Here is a 26,026-nt window from a genome sequence, read left to right on the forward strand (position 1 = left end):
TTCAGACCTCCGCGCGGCGGATGACCACCACCGTGGCATCGTCCCGTCCGCGGCAGAACCTCCAGAGCACAAAGGCGGCAATCAGCGCGGGGTCGCGTTGCAGCACGCTGGCGTCGTCGAGATTCCAGCGCGACTGGATGCCGTCGGAATGCAGAATCACCAGGGCATGGTCCGGCCATTCCAGGTCCTGCTCCTGCACGGTACGCACTTGCAGCCCTGCCGTGCCGCTCTGGCTGATCAGCGTGCGGTCTGCCAGGCCAGAGATGACGCGTCCGATAATATTGCCCGCGCCTGCAAAGCAGATGCGATTGGTGCCGGCGTCGATGCGCGCGACGCCCACCGCCGCACCTCGCGTCCCCCGCAATGCGGCATGCGCCTGTTCTACGTGATGGCGCGGATTGCCTCCTCGTTGCCGGTCGAAGGCCTGCAGGGCGGCCACCGCCGCGTGTGCCGCGTCCGGGCCGTGTCCGAGACCGTCAGCCATCATGACGTCGGCGCGCCGGTCGTGCAAGGCCACATCCCATCCATCGCCGCTGACGTGCTCGCCGGGGGCCGGCACGCACACGGCCCCAATCGCAAAGCCGTGGTCCGGGCGACGCGCTCCGCCATTGATGTCACGCTCGCGGTAGAAGCGTGCCAGGATCAGGCTGCCGGAGCCGGGGCGCGTGTAGATATCGAAATCGTCGGCCAGGCGGCGGACCGCACCGAGTCCCTGGCCCGCGCTGCCGGCCGTTGAGTATCCGTCGTGCAAGCAGGCCTGTAGGTCGGCCATGCCCGGGCCATCGTCCATCGACAGCAATTCGATCGCCACGCTGTCCGCGACTTCGCTTGCCGCCAGCAACAGGCGGCCACGCTTGGCATGGCGCAGCAGGTTGTTGCCAAGCTCGTTGACGGCAAGCGCGAGCCGCCCCGCCTGGACTGCATCGAATCCAAGCCGTCTCGACATTTCCGTCGCCTGCCGCCGGACTTCGCCGACGCGGGTTGAATCGCCCATCGGTACGATGAGGTGTGGTCCGTGGCGTCTACTTCCACCGAGTGATGCTGACACAGGTTCCCTCGCCAACTTGGGTACGGATGACCAGTTCGTTCACCAGGCGCCTGCTGCCCGACAGCCCCATGCCAAGACCGGTGCCGGTGGTCCAGCCATCGACCAGCGCCTGCTCGACATCCGGTATGCCCGGGCCGTGATCCTCGAAATGCAGGCGCAGCCCGCGGCGCACGCCCTCGTCCAGGATCTCCCAACGCATCTCGCCACCGAGTCCATACACCATGGTGTTGCGTGCAAGCTCGCTTGCCGCCGTGATCATCTTAGTCTGCTCCACCAGCGAGAATTTGAGCTGGCCTGACAATGTGCGGACCAAGGCGCGCGCTTGCACGATGTCCCGCTCGTCGCGGAGCGGCGCACATCCGGTGCCAGGCAGTTCGTCGGCCACGTCAGTTCCTCCGCACGCCGTCGAGTATGGCCATGCCACGCTCCACATTCAGCGCCGTGCGCACACCTCCGAGCGATAATCCCAACTCCACCAGCGTAATCGCCACGGCGGGCCGGATACCCACCACGACGGTGGTGGCGCCGAGCAACCTGCCGATATCCGAAATGCTGACGAGCATGCGGCCGATAAAGGAATCCACTACTTCCAGTGCTGAAACATCGATCAGCACGCCGTGTGCGCCGCTCTTTTCTATTTGCCCGGCCAGATCTTCCTGCAACTTCAGAGCGGTCTGGTCCTGCATATCGATCTGGATGGTCACGAGCAGGTGCTTGCCCATCCGCAAGATTGGAATCCGTTCCATGGCGGTTTCCGCGTCTCAGGCAGCGCCGCGCGACACCGTGTGTCCCGTCAGGCGCATCGCGGTGGCGAGCGCATCGGCCAGGGTGGACTTGGTAGTGATGCCTTGCAGGTCGATGCCCAGATGGACAATGGTTTGTGCAATCTGTGGGCGGATACCACTGATGATGCTTTCGGCACCCATCAATCGAATGGCGGTCACCGTCTTGATCAGGTGCTGCGCCACCAGCGTATCCACGGTAGGCACCCCTGTAATGTCGATGATGGCCAGTTCCGAGCCGGTTTCCACCAGCCGCTCCAGCAGTGTTTCCATGACCATCTGCGAGCGGCTGCTGTCGAGCGTTCCGATCACGGGCACCGCCAGTACTCCTTCCCACAGCTTGATGACAGGCGTCGACAGTTCCATCAGCTCCTGCTGCTGACGCACGATGATCTCTTCGCGCGTTTTCTGGTACGAGGACACAGTCCACTGCGCCATGCGGTCGACAATGTCCGAGGCAGCCCAGATGACGTTGATCTGGTCCTCCACACCCCCAGCCTGCCGCTGCAGGGCTTCGAAGATCGGCCGCTTGAGCGCCAGCACGAAGCCACTGGTCACGTCGGCGGTTTCGCCCTGTGCGGCGCGCGCGCTGGATAGCCGCGTCAGCGTCTCTCGCAACGCAGTCCATGACGCCGCGGCTCTGAACTGGGCGGCATCCCCGGCGCCACGCATGCCGGCTTCCAGTGCCCGCAGGATCGCCCGCTGCTCGGAAATCAGATCGTGGGTCAGCGCTTTCCCCTCTGCATAGACCTGGTACTCCGCCGTCCATCCCTGGATCACGCTGTCCTGCTCGTTGCGCAAAAGATCGGCTAGTCGCTGGTTTTCTGGGGGCATGGGGTGTCGGGGTCAGTATGTGATAGGCACCCGCCTCAAGCTTGCGTCAGGCAAGTGGATCACTTCATTCTAGGAAAGATCACGGGTGTGCACTGTCGGCCCGTAGATTGACGGGCGGGCGAGGGCAAAATCAGAAAAAGTGTCGCATTGACCTCTTCAAAAAAGAAAAAGGCTCCCGCGGGAGCTTTTCCATCTTGGCTGGGTTCGGCCGACCGCTTATTCCTGATAAGCCGGCGGCACGAACCCTGCAAAGCGCTGTTGCGCCACGGTCTTGAACTCGGCCGACTGATAGGCGTCGCGAATGTCCTTGACGAACGGCTTGTTGAGGTCCGCAGTCTTCATCGCCACGAGGTTCATGTAGTAGTCGGGAATCTTCTCGAGCGCCAGCGCCGAGGTCAGTTTCAAACCGGAAGCCAGCGCGAAGTTGCCGTTGACGAACGCATAGTCCACATCATCGAGCGAGCGCGGCAAGCGGCACGACGCTCAGGCGGCTTCGAGGGCGCGGTCGAGGTCTTCGATCAGGTCATCGATATGCTCGATGCCGATCGACAGGCGCACCATGTCTTCGCTCACGCCGGCGGCCTTGAGCTCGTCGGCATTGAGCTGGCGGTGCGTGGTCGAGGCCGGGTGCGTAGCCAGCGACTTGGCATCGCCAATGTTGACCAGGCGCGTGAACAGCTGCAGCGCGTCGAGGAAACGCGCGCCGCCTTCACGTCCGCCCGCCTTCAGGCCGAACGACAGGATGCCGGGGCCGCGGCCGCCGAGGTACTTCTGCACCAGCGCGTGATCAGCGTGCTCCGGCAGGCCTGCGAAGTTGACCCATGCCACCTTCGGATGCTTCTGCAGGTGGTGAGCGATAGCCAGCGCGTTCTCGGTGATGCGGTCCAGGCGCAGCGCCAGCGTCTCGATGCCTTGCAGGATGAGGAACGCGTTGAACGGCGACAGCGCCGCGCCGGTATTGCGCAGCGGCACCACGCGCGCGCGGCCGATGTAGGCCGCTGGGCCCAGTGCCTCGGTATAGACCACGCCGTGGTATGACACGTCGGGCTCGTTCAGGCGCTTGAAGCGGTCCTTGTGCTTGGCCCACGGGAACTTCCCGCTGTCCACGATCGCGCCGCCCACGCTGTTGCCGTGGCCGCCCAGGTACTTGGTCAGCGAATGCACGATGATATCCGCGCCATGCTCGAACGGCCGGCACAGATACGGAGAGGGCACGGTGTTGTCGACGATCAGGGGCACGCCATGGTTGTGCGCCACGCGCGCAATCGCTTCGATATCGACCACGTTGCCGAGCGGATTGCCGACCGATTCCACGAAAACGGCCTTGGTACGTTCGTCGATCAGGTCGCCAAAGCTCGCCGGATTGCGGCCATCGGCAAAGCGCGTTTCGATGCCCGACTGTGGCAGCGTATGCGCGAGCAGGTTATAGGTGCCGCCGTAAAGCTGGCTCGATGAGACGATGTTGTCGCCGGCCTCCGCGATGGTCTGGATCGCGTAGGTGATGGCCGCCATGCCCGAAGCCAGCGCAAGTGCGCCGACGCCGCCTTCGAGCGCGGCCAGGCGCTGCTCCAGCACGTCGTTGGTCGGGTTCATGATGCGGCTGTAGATATTGCCTGGCACCTTCAGGTCAAACAGGTCGGCGCCATGCTGGGCGCTGTCGAACGAGTAGGCGACGGTTTGATAGATCGGTACCGCTACGGCACGCGTGGTCGGATCGGGCGAGTAGCCGCCGTGGACGGCAAGGGTTTCAAGTCTCATGTTCGGGTTGTTCTTGGAGAGGTGCTGGACCGGCACGCGTGGGGAAGATGCCGGATGGAGCCGCGGCGAACGGATGCGTCGGGCTTGGGGGATGGTAGCAGCGCGGGGTGGCTCAGGCCATGTGGGGGAAAGAACCATATTGCATTTGCTTATGCGCGTTTGGGACTTTTTGAGGTTGTGGGCCCGAACCGCAAGCCCCCGCCGAAGACCCCGGCAAAAACAGCGATCACCCGCCGAGAACCCTGCCCCTGCCATAATCCTTCATCCCAACCCCCCCCCCCGGAGCATGACAATCATGAAAGTCGCCATCATGGGCGCCGGAGCCGTCGGCTGCTACTACGGCGGAATGCTAGCGAGGGCCGGCCACGAAGTCATTCTGATCGCCCGCCCGCAACACGTACAGGCCATTGGAGCAACCGGCCTTCGGCTCGAAACGCAATCGTTCGACGAACAGGTCAAGGTGTCGGCCAGCTCGGACCCCAGCGCCGTACAGGGCGCTGACCTCGTCCTCTTCTGCGTGAAATCGACCGACACCCAAAGCGCCGCGCTGGCGATGAAGCCGGCGCTTGCCAAGAGCGCGCTGGTGCTGTCGCTACAGAATGGCGTGGAGAACGCCGACACGCTGCGCAGCCTGCTGGAGCAGGAGGTGGCCGCGGCAGTGGTCTACGTGGCTACTGAAATGGCTGGCCCCGGACATGTCAGGCACCACGGCCGCGGCGAACTCGTGATCGAGCCGACCAGTCACGGCGCAAACCTAGCCGCGATATTTGCCGCCGCAGGCGTGCCAGTCGAAACCTCCGACAATGTGCGCGGCGCGCTGTGGGCCAAGCTGATCCTGAACTGCGCATACAACGCACTGTCGGCCATTACGCAACTGCCATACGGACGCCTTGTTCGCGGCGAGGGCGTCGAGGCCGTGATGCGCGACGTGATGGAGGAATGCTTCGCCGTCGCGCGCGCCGAAGGCGTGAAGCTGCCCGACGATGTCGCGCTGGCGATCCGCCGCATTGCGGAGACCATGCCCGGACAGTCGTCATCGACGGCGCAGGACCTCGCGCGCGGCAAGCGCAGCGAGATCGATCATCTCAACGGCCTGATCGTGCGCCGCGGCGACGCGCTGGGCATCCCAGTGCCAGCCAACCGGGTGCTGCACGCACTGGTAAGGCTGATCGAGGACAAGCAGCAACACGGCTGATTGCTGTCCAGATGTGGGGGTGGCAAATGTCCCGACATGGATATGCGCCGGCCGCATAAGGCCCAGCGATATCATTCCTTGACCCTGCCATTGCCCGTTCCCTGCAGTGCAAGGCTCGTGCCCGCTGCGCAGTGCCATCCCGTCCTGCTGCCGCTGGCGCTGCTGTGGTTCGGCCTCGGCAGCAAGAGCCTGATCTTTGTGCTGATCCACTCGGTGCTGTGGCCGCTCGCGCTCAATACCTATGCGGGATTTCGCAGCGTACCGGAGACGCTGCGCATGGCCGGGCGCAACTACGGGCTGCGCGGCGTGCGCTACGTGGCGCTGATCCTCGTGCCGGCTGCACTGCCCGCGATCCTGTCGGGGCTGAAGATCGGCTGGGCCTTTGCCTGGCGCACGCTGATCGCGGCGGAGCTGGTGTTCGGCGCATCGTCGGGGCAGGGCGGGTTGGGCTGGTTTATCTTCCAGAACCGCAACGAGCTTTACACGGACCGCGTATTCGCCGGCCTGGCTACGGTGATCCTGATCGGCTTGCTGGTCGAAGGGCTGGTGTTCACGACGCTGGAGCGGCTGACCGTGCGGCGCTGGGGCATGCAGCATTAGTTGCCCTGTCCATCAAGCGGGAGTAGTGTACGGCTCCGATATCAACGGCCATCGCCACACTCATCGGAGTCCCGCATGACAGAGATCCACCACGCCGCCGCCGAAGGCTTCGCCGCTCAGGCCGCCACATACGCCCGCGGCCGACCGGAATACCCCGAAGCCATCGGCGACTGGTTGCGTGGGACGCTGGGCCTTGGTCAGGGCAAGACGGTTGTCGACCTCGGCGCCGGCACTGGCAAGTTTTCGCGGCGGCTGGCCGCGACCGCTTCCACTGTCATTGCGGTAGAGCCGGTCGACGAGATGCGCGCGCAATTGTCCGCTGCGCTGCCAGCGGTGAAGGCCGTTGCCGGCGCGGCCGAGGCGATGCCGTTGCCCGATGCGAGCGTCGATGCCATCGTCTGCGCCCAGGCCTTCCACTGGTTTGCCAACGATCGCGCCATGGCGGAGATCCGCCGCGTACTGCGTCCCGGCGGGATGCTGGGACTGGTGTGGAACGTGCGCGATGAGAGCGTGCCTTGGGTCGCGAGACTCACGGCGATCATGACGCCATACGAAGGCGATGCGCCTCGGTTCTACAAGGGCGACTGGAAGCGCATGTTTCCGGCTGATGGATTCGGGCCGCTCGCGCTTGAGAGCCTGCCTTACGTGCACGCCGGCCCGCCGCAGCAAGTCATCGTCGATCGCGTGATGTCGGTCAGTTTTATTGCCGCGTTGCCGCCGCAGCGGCAAGCCGAAGTACGCGCCCAACTGGAGGCCGTGATCGACGATGATCCGGCACTGGCTGGCCATGCGCAGGTGGCGTTTCCGTACCGGACGGAGGCGTACAGCTGCCTGCGCGAGTAGCCGCACGTTGCCGCACACAGCCGTGACGGGCCCGCTACATGGTGGCCTGTCGCACCCAGAACGCCACGGGGCCATAGGGCGGCATCACGGATGCCGGCATGACGGGCTCGCGCGCGAGGGTGTCCAGAATATCGCGCCACATCGCCAGCACGCGCTGCGCCCGGGGCAGCATGCGGACGGCGTCAGGCGTGGGCAGCCAGTGCGGGCTGCAGACGCGGAACAGTGTGGTATCCAGCGCGGACTCCAGGCTGCGCAGCTGATAGTGCAGCCGCTGTGACTGGATGCCAAGTTCGGATGCCGCGCGGCTTGAGTCCCGATAACGCATGAGTGCGACGAACGCACGCAGGGACAACAGGCTCACGCGCCGGTTCTTCAGGAGGTGTGCCATGCAAGGGGCCATGCCGGCTGCCGACAGCCTGCCGCAGGCTGCCGGTTCGCGCGGCGTGGTGGCGCTGGGTAAAACGCTGATCGTAGCCACCGGCGTGGCCACCTTGATTCAGAAACTTCCGCAACCTTGTCGTGATACGTCGGAAGTTTCGTTCGGCTTTCCGAGGTGGGATCCTCTTGGGACGGGCGGAAAGCGGGGGGAGAAGCATCCACATCAGGGCGGCAACGCGCCCCGTGCGGCGTCAGTGCAGCGGCAACTGGCCGAGCGCAGTCAGCGCGAGCACGACTTCGGGTGACAGCCGGCGTTCGCGGCATGGCACGCCGGCGGTTTCCAGCGTGGTCCAGAGGTCGGCGTCACCGGTGACGATCCGCTGCCTGAGGTGGGCAAGATAGGTGTGCTCGGATGGCGTGAGCGGGCGCGGTGCGCTGCGCAAGTCATCCAGGATGTCGCCAAGCGAGAGATCGGAAGGGGTCATACAAAGCGAAAAAGTAAAGCTGCGGCGGGATAACGCATGATTCTATCCATGCAATGCAGTAACGGCTTAACCAAAAGCGGGCAATAACCCTTCTAATTCAGGCATGTGGCGCCTACGCGGCGAATGCCTCGTGACGATGTGCTTTAAGGCGCCTTTGCCTGCGTCACGAAGTCGCGCCGCCAGCCATTGTTGTTGCGGAAAAACGCCACTGTCAGTCGCCGGCGGCGCTGTTCTGCGACAGTGCCGCGCGCATACGGCGCGGAGAGGCTAAAGGCAGTGTGCGCAACGCACATCGCAGCATTGCCACATGGCGGAATAAACCTGCGGCGCCGCGCGTATACGCCTATACAACAGGTATCAGGCGAGGTCGCAGGAACGGGCTGCATGGGCGGCCCGCATAGTTGTTGTGCAGGAGGTATGGCCATGGACCGTGCTGCAAGATGGGCGGGGGCCTGGGTAATAGCCGGTATCGGCCTTTGCGCCGGCACGCCGGCGCTGGCGGACGAGGCGTGGAGCACGGGACCGCCGTGCCAACTGGTGGCTGGCCAGGTGGTCATCAATGGCCAGTGGCAGCAGGTGACAGGCGTGGCCTGCCTGCAGCCAGACGGCAGCTGGCAACTGGTGGACGGCAGCGGCGGCGCCTACTACTCGACGCCGTACTACTACGACGACGATGGCGATGCATGGAACTGGGCGCCGGTGGCCGTAGGCTATGGCGCGGCCTTCATCTTCGTCGATCGCCATCACCATGTGCACCCGATGCACCATGTCTACTTCCGCTATGGCGGAGGTGCTGGCTGGGGCGGCCGCGGCTTCCGTGCCATGCCGCCCGGCGGCTACCGTGGTGGCATGGGGGGCGGCGCGGGCCGCGGAATGGCCGGTGGCATGGGTGGCGGCATGGGCGGCGCGCACGGCGGTGGCTTCCACGGAGGCGGCCATCGCTGACGGTCCGGCGGCCACACATTGACAAGGGCAGGTCCGTTCTATACGGTGATTGCTCGTTCCGTCATGCCGGCGTGCATTGCACGCCGGTTTTCTTTCCGCGTCCGCCTATGCCACGCAAAGCCGCCCAAGTCTCAGAAGCCGACAAGCACGCCGCCGAAGGCGGGGCCGTAGCCGTGGATCGCGCCCTGTTCGTGCTGTCCGCGTTCCGGCTTGGCGATACCTCGCTCGGGCTGGCGGACCTGGCGCAACGCTCGGGCCTGTACAAGAGCACGCTGCTGCGGCTGCTGGCCTCGCTCGAGCATGCCGCGCTGGTGCAGCGGCGGCCCGACGGGCGCTACAGCCTGGGGCCGGAGGTGGCGCGGCTCAATGCGGTCTATGCCGCGTCGTTCTCGCTGGAAGCCGTGGTCATGCCGGTGCTGCGCGCGCTGGTCGAGGCCACGCGTGAAAGTGCCGCCTTCCATGTCGAGCAGGGCGAGCACAGGCTGTGCCTGTATCGCGTCGATTCGCCGCAGCCTGTGCGCGACCACATCCGCGCGGGCGAACTGCTGCCGCGCGACCGCGGCGCCGGCGGGCGCGTGCTGCGCGCGTTTGCGGGCGAAGGCGGCGAGTTGTACGAACGCATCCGCCGCCAGGGCGTGATCGCGCTGGTCGGGGACCGCAGCCCCGATATCGCCGGCGTTTCTGCGCCAGTATTCGGGCCCGACGGCGCCCTGGCGGGCGCGCTTACGCTGACCTGTCCGACAAGCCGGTTCCGCGAAGACTTCCGTGACGATGTCCTTGGCGCCGCCCGCGGGCTGACTCAAGCGCTCGGTGGGACGTTCCCTGATTTCCCCGAGATGCCGGCCGCCGCCTGACCTCGTCGCCTGACCTGTTGCGTGCGGGTGTTGCACCGAGGCGACCCGGCTTGTCGGGGGTGCCCCGCTGGCGCCGGAGCGGGATATCATTCGCGGTCGCCCCCCTTTACCCCGTGCCGTCATGTCGATTCGAAACCGATCGACGGCATCCCTCATGGCCTTGTTAAGGGATTCTCGTGCACCTGGACCAGCAGACCATTGCGGTCGTCATGATGGTGTTCTTTTCCAGCACGCTGGTCATTGCGGCCGGGCTGGTCTTTGCGCTGCGCGCGATCGAAGCGGGGCGGCTATGGGCGTTCGGCCACGTGGTTGGCTCCGGCGCCGGGCTGGCGCTGGCGGTCAGCGCGGCCGGCGGGGCGCCGCACATCGGCATGGCCGGGGCCGCTGCCTTCATGGTGGGCTGGCTGCTGATCTATCGCGGCGTTCGCGTCTACTACGGCCTGCCGACGCACGCGGCGCCACTGGCCGTTGCAGGCCTGGTCGTGCTCGCGCTGATGGCGACCTCCGGCGGCCTGCCGCAGGGAACGCGCATGCTGCAGGCGGGGGTCTATGTCGTGCTGGCCATGATGTCGCTGGCGACGATCGGTACGCTCGTAACCACCGGGCGCGGACGGCGCAGCATCGGCGCCCCGCTGGTGCTGGTGTCGAGCCTGCTGCAGCTGTCCACCCAGCTCGTTGGGGCCAGCCATGCGCTTAGCCAGGTTGCCGCCGAGCGTCAAGACCTGACCCTGTTCTTCGCTGGCCCGGCCGGTTCGGCCTGGGCGCTGGCACCGCTGATCGCCGTCCTGCTGGGCCTGTTCGGCTTCACGGTGATGGCGATGGAGCAGATCATCGCCAACAACGAAAGCGGCGCGCGCGTGGACGCGCTGACCGGCCTGCTCAATCGCGGCGCGCTCGACATGTCGGCACTTAGCCTGGTTGCGCGCTGGCAGCGCGACGGGCAGTCGCTGTCATGTCTGGTCATTGATATCGACCACTTCAAGCAGGTCAACGATACCTTCGGCCACCATGCCGGCGATGCCGTGCTGCGCGAAGTGGCCCAGGCGCTGGACAACTCGCGCCGCGCCTCGGACGTGGCCGGACGCTACGGCGGCGAGGAATTCTGCATCCTCTGCCCGCATACCGACGAACACCAGGCCACCGCGCTGGCCAACCGTATCCTTCGCAAGGTCCGCGCCATTCCGCTGCCGGGGAAGGAGTGCTTCGCGTCGGTGAGCATCGGCGTCGCGCAGCTGCACGGTGCAACGGGTAGCAAGGAGCTGCTGTGGCGCACCTTGTTCGCGGATGCCGACCGCGCCCTCTACCAGGCCAAGCAGCAGGGCCGCGATCGCTATGAGGTGGCGTCCGCCATGCTCGACGAGAAGCCGGCGCCGCTGCCGGTCCTCGTGAACAGCCAGATCATGACGCCGGCGGCCTGAACGGCGTCAGTCTCCCTGCGCTGGCACATCGCGTTGCGGCGTGCCGTCGTAGGTCCAAAGGAACTGGCGCGGGATCGGGCCCTTGTTGCGGCCGCCTTGCTGTGTCTGCTCCCACGCGTGCGCGAGGATGCCCACGGAGCGCGACAGGCAGAACAGCCCGCGCGCCAGCGGCGCCGGAAACCCCAGTTCCGCGTAGATGACAGCCGTGGCCCCGTCGATATTCATCGGCACTGGCTTGCTGCGGCCTTCGCCGAGCGCGCGCTCCACGGCCCGCGCAATCGCGGCAAAGCGGCCATTGACCACGCTTTTCTCCGCCGCCTGATCCACCAGCGCCAGCAGTCGCGGCGCACGCGGATCCACGGGATGAAAGCGGTGGCCGAAGCCCGAGACGAACCTGCCGTGCAGGTCGCGGTAGTGCGCCAGGCCGGCGCTGACTGCCTGGTCCAGAGCGGCGCCTTCGTCGATGCGCCCGGCGATGTCCTGGTACAACTCCACAGCCTGCTCGCCTGCGCCGCCGTGCACATCACCGAGCACGTTGACGGCCGAAGCCATCGCGTTGTTCAGGCCGACGCCGCAAGTGGCGGCCATGCGCGCGATGGCGATGCTGGGCGCCTGCGGGCCGTGATCGACAGCCGCCATCAATGCGGCATCGAGCAGTTCGCCCTGTCCCGGGCCGGGCAGCTCGCCGCGCAGCATCAGCCAGATCATCTGCGCGAACGACACCTGGCCGATCAGCTGTTCGATCGGATAGCCGCGGTATCGGATTTCGCCGGGGCGCATGTCGATGATTTCCGTGCGCCACCAGTCCTGGGACAGCTGCTGGCCGGGGTCCATGGCCTGATTGATCTCGCTCATACCGCGCGCTCCTGTCTGAGGGTATCGATGTCGGCCTCGCTGTAGCCAAGGCCGGCGAGGATCTGCTGTGTGTGTTCGCCAAGCTGCGGGGGCGGTGTGTCCACCGACGGCGCTTCCTGGTTCAGCTTGAAGCCGGTGCGCACCACGCGGATATCGCGGCCCACGCCGGGCACGTCGGCAAACGTCCCGATCATGCCGCGGTCGCGCACCTGCGGCTGCTCCAGCGTTTGTGGCACGCCCAGTACGGGGCCGGCCGGCACGCCGGCCTCGTTGAGCAGCGCCCACCACTCGTTGGCGGGCTTCTTCTCAAGTTCGGCCTCTAGTGCCTGCGTTAGCGCGGCGCGGTTCGCCAGGCGCGCCTGGCGCGCGGCGAAGCGTTCATCGGCGATCAGCTCCAGACGGCCGACCACGCGGCACACGGCCTCGAACTGCTCCTGCTTGTTCGCGGCGATGTTCAACAGGCCGTCGCCGGTGCGGAAGGTGCCAGACGGACTGGCCGTGAAGTTCTCGTTGCCCATCGGCGCCGGTGCCTTGCCGGCGATCAGGTGGTTCGACACGACCCAGCCCATGGTCGCGAGCGTGGCTTCGAGCATCGACACGTCGATGAAGTAGCCCTCGGTGCGCTGGTGGTCCGCCAGCGAAGCGGCAATCGCAAATGCGGCAGTAATGCCGCCGATGGTGTCCGACACCGGATAGCCGACACGGTACGGCGCGGTCTCTGCATCGCCAGTGATGCTCATCACGCCCGACATGCCCTGGATGATCTGGTCATACGCGGGCAGGTCCGACAGCGGCCCGTCCTGGCCAAAGCCCGAGATCGCACAGTAGATCAGGCGCGGGTTGTCCTGCTTCAGGACGTCGTAGCCCAGGCCCAGCCGCGCCATCACGCCGGGGCGGAAGTTCTCGACCACCACGTCGGCGCTCTGGACGAGCTTGCGGAACACTTCCTTGCCGCGCGCGTGCTTGAGGTTCAGCGTGATCGACTGCTTGCCCGGGTTCTGCGCCAGGAACGACACGCCCATCAGGCGCTGGTTCAGGTCTGCATCCGCGCCGAGCTGGCGCGCGAGATCGCCGGTGCCAGGCGTTTCCACCTTGATGACTTCCGCGCCCATGTGCGCGAGCTGGTGGCAGCAGAACGGGCCGGCCAGCACATTGGTCAGGTCGAGGACGCGCACATGGCGCAACGGTTTTTGCATGATGGAATTCCTGCTGACTGCGGGATTGACCGAGATAGGCGGCCGCTGCGAATTACTCTACGCGCGCGCCGGATTCCCGCACGATCGCGCTCCAGCGTGTGTTTTCGGATTTGATGAAGGCCGCCAGGTCCTGAGGCGTGCCGCCGCGCGGCTCACTGCCTTCCTCGCGCATCTTGCTGAGGGTGTCGGGCTGGGCCAGCGCCTTGTTGACCTCGGCGTTGAGCCGCTTGACCACGTCCGGCGACGTGCCCGCCGGAGCCACGAGCGCCTTCCAGTCCTCCGCCTGGAAGCCTGCAAAGCCGGACTCGGCCACGGTCGGCACTGCTGCCAGCAGCGGCAGGCGTTTGGCCGATGTGACGGCCAGTGCGCGGATCTTGCCAGCCTTGATCATCGGCATGGCAATCGGCGGCGTGGCGAAATAGAAGTCGGTCTGGCCGCCGAGGAGGTCGGTCAGTGCCGGCGACGCGCCCTTGTATGGCACGTGCAGCATCTTGATGCCGGCGCGCCGCGCGAACATTTCGCCCGTGAGGTGGCCGACCGTGCCGGTGCCGGCGGAGGCCATCGACAGCGGCTTCGCCTTGGCGGCTGCCACGAGATCCGCCACCGTCTTGTACGGCGAATCGGCCCTCACGATCAGCACCACCGGCTGGGCGGAAACCAACACCACGGGCGTGAAGTCCTTCACCGCGTCATAAGGCATCTTCGGGTACAGCGTCGGGTTGATCGCCAGGTTGGCAGTCTGCCCCATGCCAAGCGTGTAGCCATCGGGTTTGGCCTTCGCGACGACGTCGAGGCCGATATTGCCGCCGGCTCCCGCGCGGTTCTCCACCACCACGTTCCAGTGCGTGGCCACACCTACCTTGTTGAATACCAACCGCGACAGCACGTCGGTGCCGCCGGCAGGCGGGAACGGCACCACGAGCCGAACAGGCTGGCTCGGGTACGTGTCGGCGCGGGCAGGTCCGGCTGCCGCCATGACGGCAGGCAACGCGAGGCAGAGAAGGGCGCTGGCCCACGAGTGAAGCTTGCGACGGTGCGGGAAAGTCATATAGTCTCCTGATGCTTTTGATGTTCTATAAGATAGAACCATGATCTTATAGAAAGAACGATAGCAGAATAGGAGCCGTTGCTAAACGTGTCAAGAGTCCAGCGTTTTCACGATCTGCCACTACAATGGCGCCCGGCCCGCGCCCGGCCGTTTGGTCCGCGCGGGAACATTGCAGTGGTTGTACGGAAAAACGGAATTGATGATGTCAAACGCATGCGGCCTGGACTTCGGCACGTCCAACTCCACGGTGGGCTGGACCCGCCCCGGCCACCCGGCCGCGCTCTTGCCGCTCGAAGATGGCAAGCTCACGCTCCCCTCGGTGATCTTCTTCCACGCCGAAGACCCGCTGGTCAGCTACGGCCGCGCTGCGCTGGACGACTACCTGGCCGGCTATGAAGGGCGGCTGATGCGCTCGCTCAAGAGCCTGCTCGGCACGTCGATGATGGAAGACAGCACCGAGGTGATGGGGCAGGCCATGCCGTTCCGCAAGCTGCTCGCCCACTTCATCGGCGAACTGAAGGCACGTGCGGAACGCTCCGCCGGCACCACGTTCACGCGTGCGGTGCTGGGCCGCCCGGTGTTCTTCATCGACGAAGATCCGGCAGCCGACCGTCTCGCCGAACAGACGCTGGCCGAAATCGCGCGCGATGCCGGCTTCCGCGACATCGAATTCCAGTACGAGCCGATCGCGGCTGCGTTCGATTACGAGGCAAAGATTTCGGACGAAGAACTTGTGCTGGTGGTCGATATCGGCGGCGGCACGTCCGACTTCTCGCTGGTCCGCCTCTCGCCGGAACGGGCCAAACGCATCGACCGGCGTGAAGACATCCTGGCCAACGGCGGCGTGCATATCGGCGGAACAGATTTTGACCGAGCGCTGAGTCTTGCGCGGGCAATGCCGCTGCTGGGCCTCGGCAGCAAGTTGCGCAGCGGCAAGGAGATGCCGTCGAGCCAGTACTTCGATCTGGCGAGCTGGCACACCATCAACCTGGTCTACACGCGCAAAGCGTGGTCGATCGTGATGGACAACTACCGCGACGCGGCCGACACCGTAAAGCTCGACCGCCTGATCCGCCTGATTCGCGAGCGCGCCGGGCACTGGCTGGCCATCCAGATGGAAGCCGCCAAGATCGCGCTGTCGGGCGTCGACCGTACCGACGTGGACCTGCATCGCATCGAGCCGGAGCTGATGCTGTCAATCACGCGTGATGAATTCGACGAATCCATCGGCAAGCTGGTGGCGAAGACGGAGAAGACGGTAACGGACATGCTGGCGTCAGCGGGCGTGGACGGCGCATCGGTCGACACGATCCTTTTCACTGGCGGTTCCAGCAGCGTGCCGATGCTTCGGCATCAACTCGGCCAACTGCTGCCGCGCGCGCGGCGTGTGGAAGGGGACTTGTTTGGCGGGATCGGGTCGGGGCTGGCGCTGGACGCGGCGCGGAAGTTTGGGTGATTTTAGCGGTCAGCGTGTTCAAAGCGAATGGGCACGCATGGATCAGTACGTGCAGGCGATGACGCCCCAATGCTGACCGACTGCCCGCCGGACCGCCAACAAATTAGCCTTCGCCACCGAGGCATCGCGTCCCAGCCGCATCAGCGCCGGCAATTGCCACGGTGCCTTCAATAATCCCACCATGACCGCACCGACATCGGTGCGCCCATCGCTCCCCATGCCAGCCACTGCCAACGGGGGCACAGCGCGCGTAGCCGGATCGATTACCACGCGGCACGCCGCGAACGGCAGTCCGTAGTGGCGCGCGACGCGGGCGGCAATGTGGGATTCCATGTCCACGGCCAGTGCCCCGCCGGCATCGCGCAATGCGGCCTTGTCGGCTAGCGTAACCACCGCAGTGTCGGAACCGGCGATGACGCCGGATACCGCTTGCGGCAGCGCCTCCTGCAGCGCGGTTACCCAGGCCGGATCGGTCGGGGTCGAGACGCCGTCCGTTTCATCGCGCACGCTGGTGGCAATGACCACGGCGCCTGGCACAAGCGCTGGATCCAATCCGCCGGCCACGCCGAAACTGATGATGCCCGCGCATGCTTTGACGCAGCGTTCAATGGCCACGCCGAGCGCTGTACCGCGCTGGCCGTACACCACTTCGGAATGCTGCCCGCCGGCAATGCGGGCTTCGAAATCCATGCCGCAGACAACCAGCACACGAGGTTCGCCATCGGGGCGCGCGATTGCCGCGCCGGTCACAGTCCCCACGCCACCTGACGGTTGCCGCTGCGCTCCAGGTTGCGATAGCGCGCCAGCGCCCACAGCGGGAAGTAACGCGCATAGCCGTGATAGCGCAGGTAGAACACGCGCGGGAATCCTACGGCGGTGAAGCGTGGCTCGTGCCAGAGGCCGTCGGCTTGCTGCGTGCGCAGCAGGTAGTCGATGCCGCGCGTCACCGCGGGGTGTGCGGCCTGGCCCGCAGCCATCAGCGCGAGCAATGCCCAGGCGGTTTGGGAGGCCACGCTCGGTGCCGTTTCGTAGCCACGATATTCGAGCTTGTAGCTGTCGCCGTCTTCGCCCCAGCCGCCATCCGGATTCTGGATGGCCACGAGCCATTCCGCAGCACGCCGCAGCGGCGGCGCGTCCGGTCCCAGACCCGCGGCGTTGAGCGCGCACAAAGCGCTCCAGGTGCCGTAGATGTAGTTGGTACCCCAGCGCCCGAACCAGCTTCCGTCCGGTAACTGCTCGGCGAGCAGGTATTGGAGCGCGCGCGCGGCCGGTTCGCTCTTGTCGGGCGTGGCGCCGGTCTGGCACAGCATCGACAGGCAGCGCGCCGACACGTCGGCCGTGGGCGGGTCGAGCAAGGCCCCATGGTCCGCAAACGGGATGTTGTTCAGGTACAGATGCGTGTTCTCGGGCTCGAACGCACCCCAGCCGCCGTTGGCGCTCTGCATGCCGACGATCCATTCAATCGCGCGGGCGGTGGCTTCGGCGTTCGGATCCGCGCGTCCGGAATGATCCGTACGCGCGGCGCGGTGCATCGCCGCGACTACCACGGCGGTGTCGTCCACGTCGGGGTAATGCGGATTGGCGTACTGGAACGCCCAGCCGCCCGGGCGCACATCCGGCCGGCGTACCGTCCAGTCGCCGCGCACGTCGAGCACCTGCAACGGGCGCAGCCAGTCCAGCGCGCGCGTGACGGCGGCGGTAGCGCGCGGCTCCGACGCTTCCAGCAACGCATGCGCAGCCAGCGCGGTATCCCAGACCGGCGACAGGCACGGCTGGCAATAGGCTTCATCACCGTGGACCACGAGCAGCTTGTCGATCGAGCGGCGGGCGATGGCGCGGTCCGGATCGTCGGGCGGGACGCCGAGCACGTCGAACATCATCACCGAGTTCGCCATGGCGGGGAAGATCGCGCCGAGACCGTCTTCGCCGTTGAGCCGTTCGCGCACGAACGCCTTCGCCGCGTCGATGGCGCGGCGGCGCAGGCCGCGCGGCATGACGTGTTCGGCCGTGCGCAGCAGTACGTCGGCGCCGTGAAACAGCGCGTGCCAGCCCTTATGCTGGTGCGGTGCCCGTGGCGGCAGCCGTACGGCATCGCGCGAGCCGAGGAACAGTTCGTCGATACCGACCTTGCGCGGATTGCGCGCCTGCGGCCGCAGGCTGTTCAGCACCAGCAGCGGCACGATGACCGTGCGCGCCCAGTAGGAAACCTTTGACAGGTGGAACGGGAACCACTGCGGCAGCAGCATGATTTCCACCGGCATCATCGGCACGGCCTGCCACGGCATCACGCCGTACAGCGCCAGCAGCGTGCGCGTGAAGACGTTGCTGGTTTCCGCGCCGCCCATCGCGAGGATGACCTCGCGCGCGCGCGCCATGTGCGCTGCCTGCGGATCGTCGCCGGCCATCTTCAGCGCGAAGTAGGCCTTCACGCTGGCGCTGATATCGGAGCGGCCTTCATGGAACAGCGGCCAGCCGCCGTCGGCATTCTGGATGCGCCGCAGGTAGCGCGCGATGCGGGCTTCCAGCGACAGGTCCGGCGTCTCGCCGAGGTAGTGCACCATGAGCACGTACTCGGCGGGAATGGTGGCGTCGGCTTCGAGCTCGTAGACCCAGTGCCCGTCGGCATTCTGCTGCGCGAGCAGCGCATCGACCGCGTGGCCGATGCCGGCATCCAGCGGGGACAGGGCCTCAATGGGGGCCTGTAGGGCCGGCGCCGCGGTCGCGACCGCGGCGCGCGGAGCGGCAAGGACGGCCTCGTTCATCGACATTCAAACTCCTTGTGCGGCACGACGCTTGCGTGCCTCGATGATGATGTTCAGGACACCCCCGGACGCGTCGCGCCACAAGGCGGATCCTTTTGCAACATCCTCAAACCATGGTGTGCCGCAGGACGATCCACAGCAACTGCGCACGCGGCACACGCACGCGTGCGCGCGGCGCGCGCCAGCCCCGCGCACGCAGGCGCACGAGCAGGCAGTGGTAGACCTGCGACATGATGCGCGGGGAGCGCACCACGCGCGACGGGCAGCGCGCCATCACCGCGTCGGCCTGTTCGTAGTGCGCCTGCGCTTCACGCGCGACGGCCGCGCACGCGGCGTCGATACCGGCATGCGCGATGACTTCCATTGGCGTGGCGTGCTCCAGCCCTTGTACGCCCGCGGCGGCCAGCGCGGGCGCAGGCAGGTAGAGGCGGCCGATGGCGGCGTCTTCGTCGATATCGCGCAGGATGTTGGTGAGCTGCAGCGCACGCCCGAGATGATGGGCCAGCGCGAGGCCAGGCGCTTCATCCATGCCGAACACACGAACGGCGAGACGGCCCACCGCGCTCGCGACACGGTCGCAGTACAGGTCCAGCGTGTCGGCATCGGGCGCGCGGATATCGGCGACCACGTCCATGGTCATGCCGTCGATCACGTCGAGGAAATCCTGCTGGCGCAGGTGGAAGGCTTCGATCTGTTGCGCCAGCGGCCGCAGCGCGCTTGGGGCCATGCCCGCGTAGCACAGGCCGATGTCACGTCGCCATGCGTCCAGGCCGGCCAGGCGCTCGGCATGCGGCGCGTCGCAGTCTGCAATGTCGTCAACGGCGCGGCAGAACGCGTAGATCTCGAACATGGCCTGCCGCTGCGCTGCTGGCAGGATGCGCATGGCCGCGTGAAATGAACTGCCCGAGGATACGGCCTGCGTGGCCGCACCGGCGATGGGGGCGTCTGGCGTTGCGATTTGAGTACCGGCCACGTAACTCCTCGACACGCTTTTTTTGCCGTCGTGCGGCATCGGCGGACCACTGTGCCGTGCCACGCTGACGGTGGATTGGGGTCGGCCGATTATAGCAACAACCTCGTAACACGCCGCCGGGCTAGAGTGCTCTATCGGGAGCGTCCGGAAGGGGCGGAGGCGGCCTCGCCGGTGCTTGTGCCGCCTGGTACAAACCGCGTGTAAGGCAAGTCGTGGGCGGGGGAGGTGGTGGTCTGGTCGACTACCTTTTCCACGTCCGGGACTTCACGCAGCGCATCCATGAACGGCGCCTTGGCGAAGCCCGGGCGCACGCAACCCTGCACCGTCAGCCAGCGGCCGCGCACCGTGATCCACAAACTACTGTCCTGCCAGGCCGGCATGGTCGCGGCCAGCGTTCTCAAACGGCGTTGCAGACTTTCGGCGATTTCCTTGTCGTACTGGAAGGCATTGGCGAGGCGGCAACGGCCTTCGGTCCAGCAGTGGTTGCCTTGTTCGATGCGGTGATGCGCTTCACGTCGCCATTCGGCCTCGCTCACCCGCGGGCCGGCGGGTTCGGGGCAACCGGCAATGCGCGATGAGATTTGAATGAAGGGATCGTTGCCGTAGTTCGCCATGGCTTCGGCGCGCAGCGATTCCACCGGCAGGAGCAGTGCGAGAAGAAAGGCGATGCCCCAAATGCAAAGAGCCCCGCATTCGCGAGGCTCTTTGCCGGCAGGCGCGTGCATGGGCGCGCGCCTGCTATGTCCAAACCGGTCAGACCGCCTGGATCTTCGTGGCTTGTTCGCCCTTCTGGCCCATCGCCTTGACGTAGCGGACCTTCTGGCCTTCCTTCAACGACTTGAAGCCTGCGCCTTCAATCGCGGAGAAGTGCGCGAACAGATCGTTCCCGCCTGCGTCCGGGGTGATGAAGCCGAAGCCCTTGGCGTCGTTGAACCACTTAACGGTACCGGTTTCCATATCTTTTTCAACCTTGAATTTCAAATGAGCTTAATTGCCCGCTGTACATCGTGCTCAATGCAGGAACCGGGCATGGGTTGGTGAATGCCCAGTTCCACCGCGCATTGTTTATGCCTTTCAAATGTCGGTGGTATGACAAACGAAAAACACCACGGAACGACACACTGAAAGGCGCTGCACATGTGGGATTGCATTCTGACGAATTTTCCCGGCGTGTCAATCAGGCAAAGCGCCGAATCATGATGAGAGGTTCCGACACGAGATATTAGCGGTTTCTACATCGCCGTCGATTCAGTGAATTCCCTGAGTTGCGCGCTTTCTGAACCGCTGCGCGTCGTACGCCGGCGTACTGACAGACTTTCCATTTATGCAGATGTGTCAGCCAGCACCGTTGTCGGGCATAATGTCTGCTTTGTAAGCCATTGTCTTGCCACCGTTTTTACAATTGCTTACTCGTTTTGCGCATACCGCGTTTGGGGGATATCCACCGGGACAGCGTCGCAAACCAGAAACGGTGACATGAAAATAAGGATATCGCGCGAAAATGCTTAAGGCTGACGCGACGAAACCACTGCGCGCCACGCGGAGGCGGATGTCACTGGCCGAACGGGGAAACACAGTCGCAATAGCGGCAGCGAGGCCTCGCTTTTCCACGGACAGGGGCACCAGGTTTGTCCGGTCCATCGCCGCCGATTCCGCAAGTCGTCCATCTCGGTCCGGATACCAGCCGGCGTGATCGCCTGTGCCTGAACGATGGATCCCGTTTGGCACAATTGTTGACAATGTGTTGCGCCGGGCTGTCATAGCATCCAATTTTTGCCCTCGTTCGGTGCATAGCGCGTCTTGGCGTGGCGGCCGTGCAAGCACTTGTGGCACTAGCGTGGCGCGATCACAACACAAAGTCATGTTGTCCATAGCTACACCGTGGTAGGCTGTCAAGTTATTTTGTGTGACATTATGAAAATCCTTTCGGTATTTGGCACACGTCCCGAAGCCATCAAGATGGCCCCGCTGGTCAAGACACTTGGGGGCAGCGCGGAAATCGACTCCGTCGTCTGTGTGACCGGCCAGCATCAGCAGATGCTGCAGCAGGTCCTGGACCTGTTCGACATCGTTCCCCAGTACAACCTGGAACTGATGACGCGTAACCAGACGCTCAACGGCCTGAGTTCGCGGCTGCTGGCATCGTTTGACGACGTGCTCGAGACGGTGCGTCCCGACAGGATTCTCGTGCATGGCGATACGACCTCGGCCATGGTTTCCGCCCTGGCGGCGTTCCATCGCCGCATCCCGGTGGGCCATGTCGAGGCAGGTCTGCGGACTGGCGACCTGTCGCAGCCCTGGCCCGAGGAGATGAACCGCCGCACCATTGATGTCTGCGCCGACCTGCTGTTCGCGCCAACTGAATCTTCACGTCATAACCTGCAGGCCGAAAACCTGGGCGGCCGCATCGTGGTCACTGGTAATACCGTGATCGACGCACTGCTCCAGACGACTGGCCGGATCCTCGCAGACCAGCCGTTCCGCGAGCGGCTCGATGCGCATTTCCCGTTTCTTCGCGACGACCGCAAGCTGCTGCTGGTCACGGGCCACCGCCGGGAGAATTTCGGCACCGGTTTCGCCAATATCTGCGAGGCCCTGGCACAACTGGCGCGGCGCGACGACATCCAGATCGTCTACCCGGTCCACCTCAACCCCAACGTTCAGGGCCCCGTGCAGGACAAACTGTCGGGCTTGCCCAACGTGCATCTGATCGAGCCGCTCGATTACGCGCTGTTCGTGCGGCTGATGCAGCGGGCCCACGTCATCCTGACCGATTCCGGTGGCGTGCAGGAAGAAGCCCCGTCGCTGGGCAAGCCCGTGCTGGTGATGCGCAATGTCACCGAGCGTCCCGAGGCGGTGCATGCCGGGACGGTCAGGCTGGTTGGTACCGAGGTCGCGAGCATCGTGCATTCGGTCACCCACCTTTATGACAATGACGATGCCTGGCGTGCGTTCTCGCAGCGGCTGAATCCTTACGGCGATGGCCACGCTTCGCAGCGCATCGTGGCGGCGCTCACGGGGGCGCCCATGGGCGAGTTCCTGCACGACCAGCAGGCGGCGGCGTGACCGCCATGACGCTTTCCGCTCCGGCCCGCCATGCCCGCCCTGCGGCGCACCACGGGGCGGCCGCATTCTGATGGGAACCATGGACACCGTGTCGCTAGTCAACCACGTACTTCTCGCGGCCTCGCTGTGCATCATCGCGCTGCTGGTGATCTACACGGCGCGGCACTACGTGTTCACGCTGAATCGCCTGTTTGGCCGCCAGCGCCAGCCCTACCTCGATATCGAGCATGGGGTATGGCCGCAGGTCGTGGTCTGCGTCGCCGCGCATAACGAAGAGCGCGTGATCGCGGATTGCCTGAACGCGCTGCTGGAGGTCGACTATCCGCACGACAGAATGACGATCATGCCGGTCAACGACCGGTCCACAGACGGCACGCGGCAGATCATTGACGATATCGCGGCGAAGCATCCGGGCCGCTTCTCGTTGTTTCACCGCACCGAGGGGCGCCCCGGCAAGGCGGCGGCCTTGCGCGACGCGACCGCGCTGATCGAGGCCGAGATCATGATCGTGTTCGACGCCGACTACCTGCCCGCGCGTGGCCTGATCAAGCAGCTCGTGGCACCGTTTTTCGATCCGGAGGTCGGCGCGATCATGGGCCGCGTGGTGCCGGTCAACGCCGGTGCCAACCTGCTGACGCGCCTGCTCGACCTGGAACGCGCGGGCGGCTACCAGGTCGACCAGACCGCGCGCATGAACCTCGGGCTGGTGCCGCAATACGGCGGCACCGTGGGCGGCATTCGCTGCCGTGCGCTGGCCGAGATTGGGGGCTGGAATATCGACACGCTCGCCGAAGACACCGATGTCACGTTCCGCCTGCTGCAGCGCGGCTGGAAGACGGTCTATCAGAACCGCTCCGAGTGCTATGAAGAGGTGCCGGAGGTGTGGCCCGTGCGGGTCCGTCAGATCAGCCGCTGGTCGCGCGGTCACAACCAGGTGATGGTGAACAATATCTGGAAGCTGGTCACGAACCGGCGCATCAGCCTGCGCGAGCGGGTCGACGGCGCGCTGCTGTTGCTGATCTTCATCATGCCGCCGATCCAGCTGCTCGGCTGGGTGATTGCCGCCATCCTGTTCTACATCGCGGCGCAGTCGATCGTGTCGGGCTGGGTGTTCCTGACTGCGTTGCTTTGCTATGGCGGGCTGGGCAGCAATGCGGCGTTCTTCGAGATCGCTGCGGCCACCTACCTCGACGGCCACCGCAACCGCATCCGCCTGTTGCCGCTGAACCTGTTCGGCTTCCTGGTCAGCATGGTGGCGATCTCGCGCGCGGCCCTCACGCAGATCGCCGACGCATGGCGCAAGCGCGAGCTGGTCTGGGACAAGACCGAACGCTTCCGTACGCCGGTCCCGGGCGCCACCGGCGCCGTGCCGGCAGCCTCCGACACCAAACCGGGCGGAGAGGCGCGATGACGGCAAACTACTTCCTGCTCGCGGGCGCCGTGCTGGGCCTGTTGCTGCTGCCGTTCGTGCCCGCGCTTTCCGAATGGCTGCGGCCGACCGACTTCGCGCCGCTGCCGATGCGGCGCGACCAGCCGAATAGCCTGACCTTTTTTGCCAACGGCTTCCGCTCGCGCCTGGTGGAGCAGCATGGTGTGGATCTGGACGCGCTGCGCAGGGCGGGCGACGCCTACGAGATTCCCGTCAGCAAGGCGCTCAGCGTCGGGCGTGATATCCGTACGCTGGAACGGGATCAGCAGAAGGCGCTGGCGCGCGCACTGGGCAAGGCCAACCATATCGTGCTGTTCCGCGGCAGCGCGTGGCTCGGGCGGGACAGCCGCGTGCGTGCCGACCTCTACGTGGAGCGCGATTTCGAGGCCGGCGCCGGTACGCAACTGCGCGCGTGCCTGGCCGAAGGGAACGTACGGCTCGGCGAGAAGGCGGAGGTTCAGCGCTGGGTGCATGGGCGCCAGGTGCACCTGATGGCGAATTCGCGCGTGGCGGGGCGGGTCACGGCAGAGCACTTTGTCTGCTTCGCCGCGCCGGCACGCTTCGAACGGGCCGGTGCGCCATCCGTAGTATTCGGCGATGTCGCCGACACCCCGAAGCCGGTGCCCATGCCGCAGCCGGTGGCTTCGCGCCAGGTGCTCGACGGCGATGCGGAAATCGGACACGACAGCACGCTCGCGGGCGACTACGTGGTACGCGGGAATTGCCGTGTGACAGGTGAGGTCGCGCTCGAGGGCAGCATCAAGAGCCATGGCGATCTGCACGTCGGCGAGGGCGCCCGCGTCATCGGCAGTCTTTCGGCGCGAAAGAACATGGAGATCGGCGCCGGCAGCGCGATTCTGGGGCCGCTGATCGGCTTCGAGGATATCGTGCTCGGCCCGAATTGCCGGATCGGACGTCCCGATGCGCCGACCACGCTGGTGTGCAACCGCTTGTTCGTCTCGCCAGGCTGCATCGTTCATGGGGTGATCACCACCCATGAAGGTGCGCGCTTCGCAGCGTAGGAGCAGGCTGTGTTATGGCTCCCGAACCTGTTCCGCGCCTTCGCCGCCGCATGCCCGGCCGACAGCGTGTGCCGGCTCGTACGGTGCTGCGCCGGGATGCTGCTCGCCACGAGCTTGTCGCTGACCGCAGCGGCGGCGGACTCCAGACCGGCAACGCTTATGTTCGAAGACTTCACGGTCGCCAATGGCGCCATGACCGTATTTGCCCACGGCGACTATGTCGAGCCCTACACCGCGATCTATGCGCTGCTGGTCGCGCACAGGCTCGGGGTGGACGTGCGCACGCGGGCTGCGGCATTGGCGCAGTGGCTGCTGCCCTACCAGCAGGCGGACGGCCCATTCCCGCGCATCTGCCGCAGCGGCGACACGCAGTGGGTTGCCTGCGGTCCGGCCGATGCCGACGATTCGCTTGCGGTGTTCTGGTGCCTGCTGGCCAGCGAGGTGCTCAAGGGCGATCGCGCACTGGAGGCCAGTTGCGGCAAGTCGCTGGAAAACCTGGCCACGTTGTGGGATCCGCAACGTGCCACGTTCCGGGCGCGGTTCGGACGGCCCGAGGCTTATTTTGCCGACAACGTCGAAGTGATTGGCGCGCTCGGAAAACTGCGCGCCCGGTCCGACACCGCGGCGCGATACGCGCGCGAACTGTCGCAACTGCCTTCGCAGAGACTGATGCTCGACGGGCTGGCGCGCAGCTACGGCTACAACCCGGCAGTGGCGCTGGAGCCGGCACGGGCCACCTTGCCGCCGGCGCCCTACGGTTTCTATCCCAATGTGGTCGCCCCGGTTTATCTGTGGCTGTGCGATGTGACCACCGGCTCGCAGGCGGCACGCCAGTGGGCCGTATGGAAACACCGCCATGCCGAGGACTGGCTCGCTGGCAAGAGCGACCACTATCCGTGGGGCGTAATCGCATTGGCGGCATACCAGGCTGGCGATCGCGAGACCGCCGCCGCATGGCTGAAGGCGTCGGCGGCGTGGCGCGCGCAAGGTCGCTGGAATGTACTGGAGGAAGGTGTGCGGATCGGGCTCCTGCATGCCATGCCTGACACGGCCGACAGGCCCAACATGCAATGAGGTTG

The 26,026-nt window shown here is 65.7% G+C and carries 25 protein-coding genes and 2 pseudogenes; 11 read left to right on the forward strand and 16 right to left on the reverse strand.

Translation table 11 applies throughout. The features are described 5' to 3' along the window. Position 1 precedes the first annotated feature (1 nt). From K2O51_RS08850 to K2O51_RS08875, 6 genes and pseudogenes are all read right to left on the reverse strand, one after another. Positions 2 to 946 carry an ATP-binding SpoIIE family protein phosphatase gene (locus K2O51_RS08850; protein ID WP_245001794.1) on the reverse strand — a complete coding sequence of 315 codons (945 nt, stop codon included), beginning with the start codon at positions 944 to 946 and terminating at the stop codon, positions 2 to 4. A 76-nt stretch (positions 947 to 1,022) separates the two neighbouring features. Continuing rightward, complete coding sequence (locus tag K2O51_RS08855; RefSeq protein WP_041680280.1) at positions 1,023 to 1,433, reverse strand: anti-sigma regulatory factor; 411 nt, start codon at positions 1,431 to 1,433, stop codon at positions 1,023 to 1,025. 1 nt (position 1,434) lies between these two features. After that, positions 1,435 to 1,794, reverse strand: coding sequence for an STAS domain-containing protein (locus K2O51_RS08860; RefSeq protein WP_140950556.1), 360 nt, complete (start codon positions 1,792 to 1,794; stop codon positions 1,435 to 1,437). 15 nt (positions 1,795 to 1,809) lie between these two features. Next, positions 1,810 to 2,664, reverse strand: a complete 855-nt coding sequence (locus tag K2O51_RS08865) for an STAS domain-containing protein (RefSeq protein WP_011301084.1) — start codon at positions 2,662 to 2,664, stop codon at positions 1,810 to 1,812. Positions 2,665 to 2,880: 216 nt separating this feature from the next. Then, positions 2,881 to 3,144 (reverse strand): annotated as a pseudogene (locus K2O51_RS08870) (MetQ/NlpA family ABC transporter substrate-binding protein); the annotation flags it as partial. 3 nt (positions 3,145 to 3,147) lie between these two features. Next, the gene (locus tag K2O51_RS08875; RefSeq protein ID WP_140950555.1) at positions 3,148 to 4,422 is read right to left on the reverse strand and encodes an O-acetylhomoserine aminocarboxypropyltransferase/cysteine synthase family protein; all 1,275 of its coding nucleotides are present in this window, start codon (positions 4,420 to 4,422) and stop codon (positions 3,148 to 3,150) included. Between the two features lie 295 nt (positions 4,423 to 4,717). Here K2O51_RS08875 and K2O51_RS08880 point away from each other — a divergent pair, with 295 nt between their 5' ends. The 3 genes and pseudogenes from K2O51_RS08880 to K2O51_RS08890 all read left to right on the forward strand — a co-directional run bounded on the left by K2O51_RS08880 (position 4,718) and on the right by K2O51_RS08890 (position 7,060). Continuing rightward, entirely contained in the window at positions 4,718 to 5,617 is a 900-nt protein-coding gene (locus tag K2O51_RS08880; protein ID WP_220630090.1) for a ketopantoate reductase family protein, read from the forward strand. Between the two features lie 144 nt (positions 5,618 to 5,761). Then, a pseudogene (locus K2O51_RS08885) lies at positions 5,762 to 6,217 on the forward strand (ABC transporter permease); the annotation flags it as partial. 75 nt (positions 6,218 to 6,292) lie between these two features. Then, entirely contained in the window at positions 6,293 to 7,060 is a 768-nt protein-coding gene (locus K2O51_RS08890; protein WP_220630091.1) for a class I SAM-dependent methyltransferase, read from the forward strand. A gap of 34 nt (positions 7,061 to 7,094) precedes the next feature. Here K2O51_RS08890 and K2O51_RS08895 read toward each other — a convergent pair whose 3' ends face one another. Next, positions 7,095 to 7,448, reverse strand: a complete 354-nt coding sequence (locus K2O51_RS08895; protein ID WP_041680279.1) for a LysR family transcriptional regulator — start codon at positions 7,446 to 7,448, stop codon at positions 7,095 to 7,097. A gap of 241 nt (positions 7,449 to 7,689) precedes the next feature. Beyond that, entirely contained in the window at positions 7,690 to 7,923 is a 234-nt protein-coding gene (locus K2O51_RS08900; protein WP_011301077.1) for a hypothetical protein, read from the reverse strand. Between the two features lie 423 nt (positions 7,924 to 8,346). On the opposite strand from K2O51_RS08900, the gene K2O51_RS08905 reads away from it, so the two are divergent. From K2O51_RS08905 to K2O51_RS08915, 3 genes are all read left to right on the forward strand, one after another. Further along, positions 8,347 to 8,868, forward strand: a complete 522-nt coding sequence (locus tag K2O51_RS08905) for a hypothetical protein (RefSeq protein ID WP_181184443.1) — start codon at positions 8,347 to 8,349, stop codon at positions 8,866 to 8,868. 107 nt (positions 8,869 to 8,975) lie between these two features. Further along, positions 8,976 to 9,722: an IclR family transcriptional regulator gene (locus tag K2O51_RS08910; RefSeq protein WP_011301075.1), complete on the forward strand. Its 747-nt coding sequence runs from the start codon at positions 8,976 to 8,978 to the stop codon at positions 9,720 to 9,722. Between the two features lie 176 nt (positions 9,723 to 9,898). Continuing rightward, positions 9,899 to 11,140, forward strand: a complete 1,242-nt coding sequence (locus K2O51_RS08915; RefSeq protein ID WP_011301074.1) for a GGDEF domain-containing protein — start codon at positions 9,899 to 9,901, stop codon at positions 11,138 to 11,140. Positions 11,141 to 11,146: 6 nt separating this feature from the next. Here K2O51_RS08915 and K2O51_RS08920 read toward each other — a convergent pair whose 3' ends face one another. Genes K2O51_RS08920 through K2O51_RS08930 form a run of 3 tightly spaced genes read right to left on the reverse strand, consistent with a single transcriptional unit; the run spans position 11,147 to position 14,239 of the window. Beyond that, complete coding sequence (locus K2O51_RS08920) at positions 11,147 to 11,995, reverse strand: citryl-CoA lyase (RefSeq protein WP_011301073.1); 849 nt, start codon at positions 11,993 to 11,995, stop codon at positions 11,147 to 11,149. Beyond that, positions 11,992 to 13,191, reverse strand: coding sequence for a CaiB/BaiF CoA transferase family protein (locus tag K2O51_RS08925; protein ID WP_011301072.1), 1,200 nt, complete (start codon positions 13,189 to 13,191; stop codon positions 11,992 to 11,994). Before K2O51_RS08925 ends, K2O51_RS08920 begins: the two co-directional genes overlap by 4 nt. Before the next feature lie 52 nt (positions 13,192 to 13,243). Continuing rightward, positions 13,244 to 14,239 carry a Bug family tripartite tricarboxylate transporter substrate binding protein gene (locus K2O51_RS08930; protein ID WP_011301071.1) on the reverse strand — a complete coding sequence of 332 codons (996 nt, stop codon included), beginning with the start codon at positions 14,237 to 14,239 and terminating at the stop codon, positions 13,244 to 13,246. Between the two features lie 199 nt (positions 14,240 to 14,438). On the opposite strand from K2O51_RS08930, the gene K2O51_RS08935 reads away from it, so the two are divergent. Then, positions 14,439 to 15,695 carry an Hsp70 family protein gene (locus tag K2O51_RS08935; protein ID WP_041680277.1) on the forward strand — a complete coding sequence of 419 codons (1,257 nt, stop codon included), beginning with the start codon at positions 14,439 to 14,441 and terminating at the stop codon, positions 15,693 to 15,695. Between the two features lie 42 nt (positions 15,696 to 15,737). Here the strand turns inward: K2O51_RS08935 and K2O51_RS08940 are convergent, their stop codons facing one another. The 5 genes from K2O51_RS08940 to K2O51_RS08960 form a co-directional block, all read right to left on the reverse strand. Then, complete coding sequence (locus tag K2O51_RS08940) at positions 15,738 to 16,385, reverse strand: phosphorylase (RefSeq protein ID WP_041680572.1); 648 nt, start codon at positions 16,383 to 16,385, stop codon at positions 15,738 to 15,740. Positions 16,386 to 16,441: 56 nt separating this feature from the next. Further along, a complete protein-coding gene (shc, locus tag K2O51_RS08945) occupies positions 16,442 to 18,463 on the reverse strand; it encodes a squalene--hopene cyclase (protein ID WP_011301068.1) in 2,022 nt (673 codons plus the stop codon). Between the two features lie 100 nt (positions 18,464 to 18,563). Then, entirely contained in the window at positions 18,564 to 19,430 is an 867-nt protein-coding gene (hpnD, locus tag K2O51_RS08950) for a presqualene diphosphate synthase HpnD (RefSeq protein ID WP_041680571.1), read from the reverse strand. Positions 19,431 to 19,561: 131 nt separating this feature from the next. Further along, complete coding sequence (locus tag K2O51_RS08955; protein ID WP_011301066.1) at positions 19,562 to 20,155, reverse strand: BON domain-containing protein; 594 nt, start codon at positions 20,153 to 20,155, stop codon at positions 19,562 to 19,564. A gap of 28 nt (positions 20,156 to 20,183) precedes the next feature. Continuing rightward, positions 20,184 to 20,387: a cold-shock protein gene (locus K2O51_RS08960; RefSeq protein ID WP_011301065.1), complete on the reverse strand. Its 204-nt coding sequence runs from the start codon at positions 20,385 to 20,387 to the stop codon at positions 20,184 to 20,186. Between the two features lie 957 nt (positions 20,388 to 21,344). Between K2O51_RS08960 and wecB the strand changes: the two genes are divergently transcribed. The 4 genes from wecB to K2O51_RS08980 all read left to right on the forward strand — a co-directional run bounded on the left by wecB (position 21,345) and on the right by K2O51_RS08980 (position 26,021). Further along, a complete protein-coding gene (wecB, locus tag K2O51_RS08965; protein ID WP_011301064.1) occupies positions 21,345 to 22,496 on the forward strand; it encodes a non-hydrolyzing UDP-N-acetylglucosamine 2-epimerase in 1,152 nt (383 codons plus the stop codon). 70 nt (positions 22,497 to 22,566) lie between these two features. Continuing rightward, positions 22,567 to 23,907 (forward strand): glycosyltransferase, encoded by a 1,341-nt coding sequence (locus K2O51_RS08970; protein WP_011301063.1) that lies wholly within the window; start codon positions 22,567 to 22,569, stop codon positions 23,905 to 23,907. Beyond that, complete coding sequence (locus K2O51_RS08975) at positions 23,904 to 24,947, forward strand: bactofilin family protein (RefSeq protein WP_220630092.1); 1,044 nt, start codon at positions 23,904 to 23,906, stop codon at positions 24,945 to 24,947. The genes K2O51_RS08970 and K2O51_RS08975 overlap by 4 nt, the downstream gene beginning before the upstream one ends. A gap of 9 nt (positions 24,948 to 24,956) precedes the next feature. Next, complete coding sequence (locus K2O51_RS08980) at positions 24,957 to 26,021, forward strand: hypothetical protein (protein WP_245001796.1); 1,065 nt, start codon at positions 24,957 to 24,959, stop codon at positions 26,019 to 26,021. Positions 26,022 to 26,026: the final 5 nt, after the last annotated feature.

Source organism: Cupriavidus pinatubonensis (assembly GCF_019602855.1).
Classification (GTDB): domain Bacteria; phylum Pseudomonadota; class Gammaproteobacteria; order Burkholderiales; family Burkholderiaceae; genus Cupriavidus; species Cupriavidus pinatubonensis.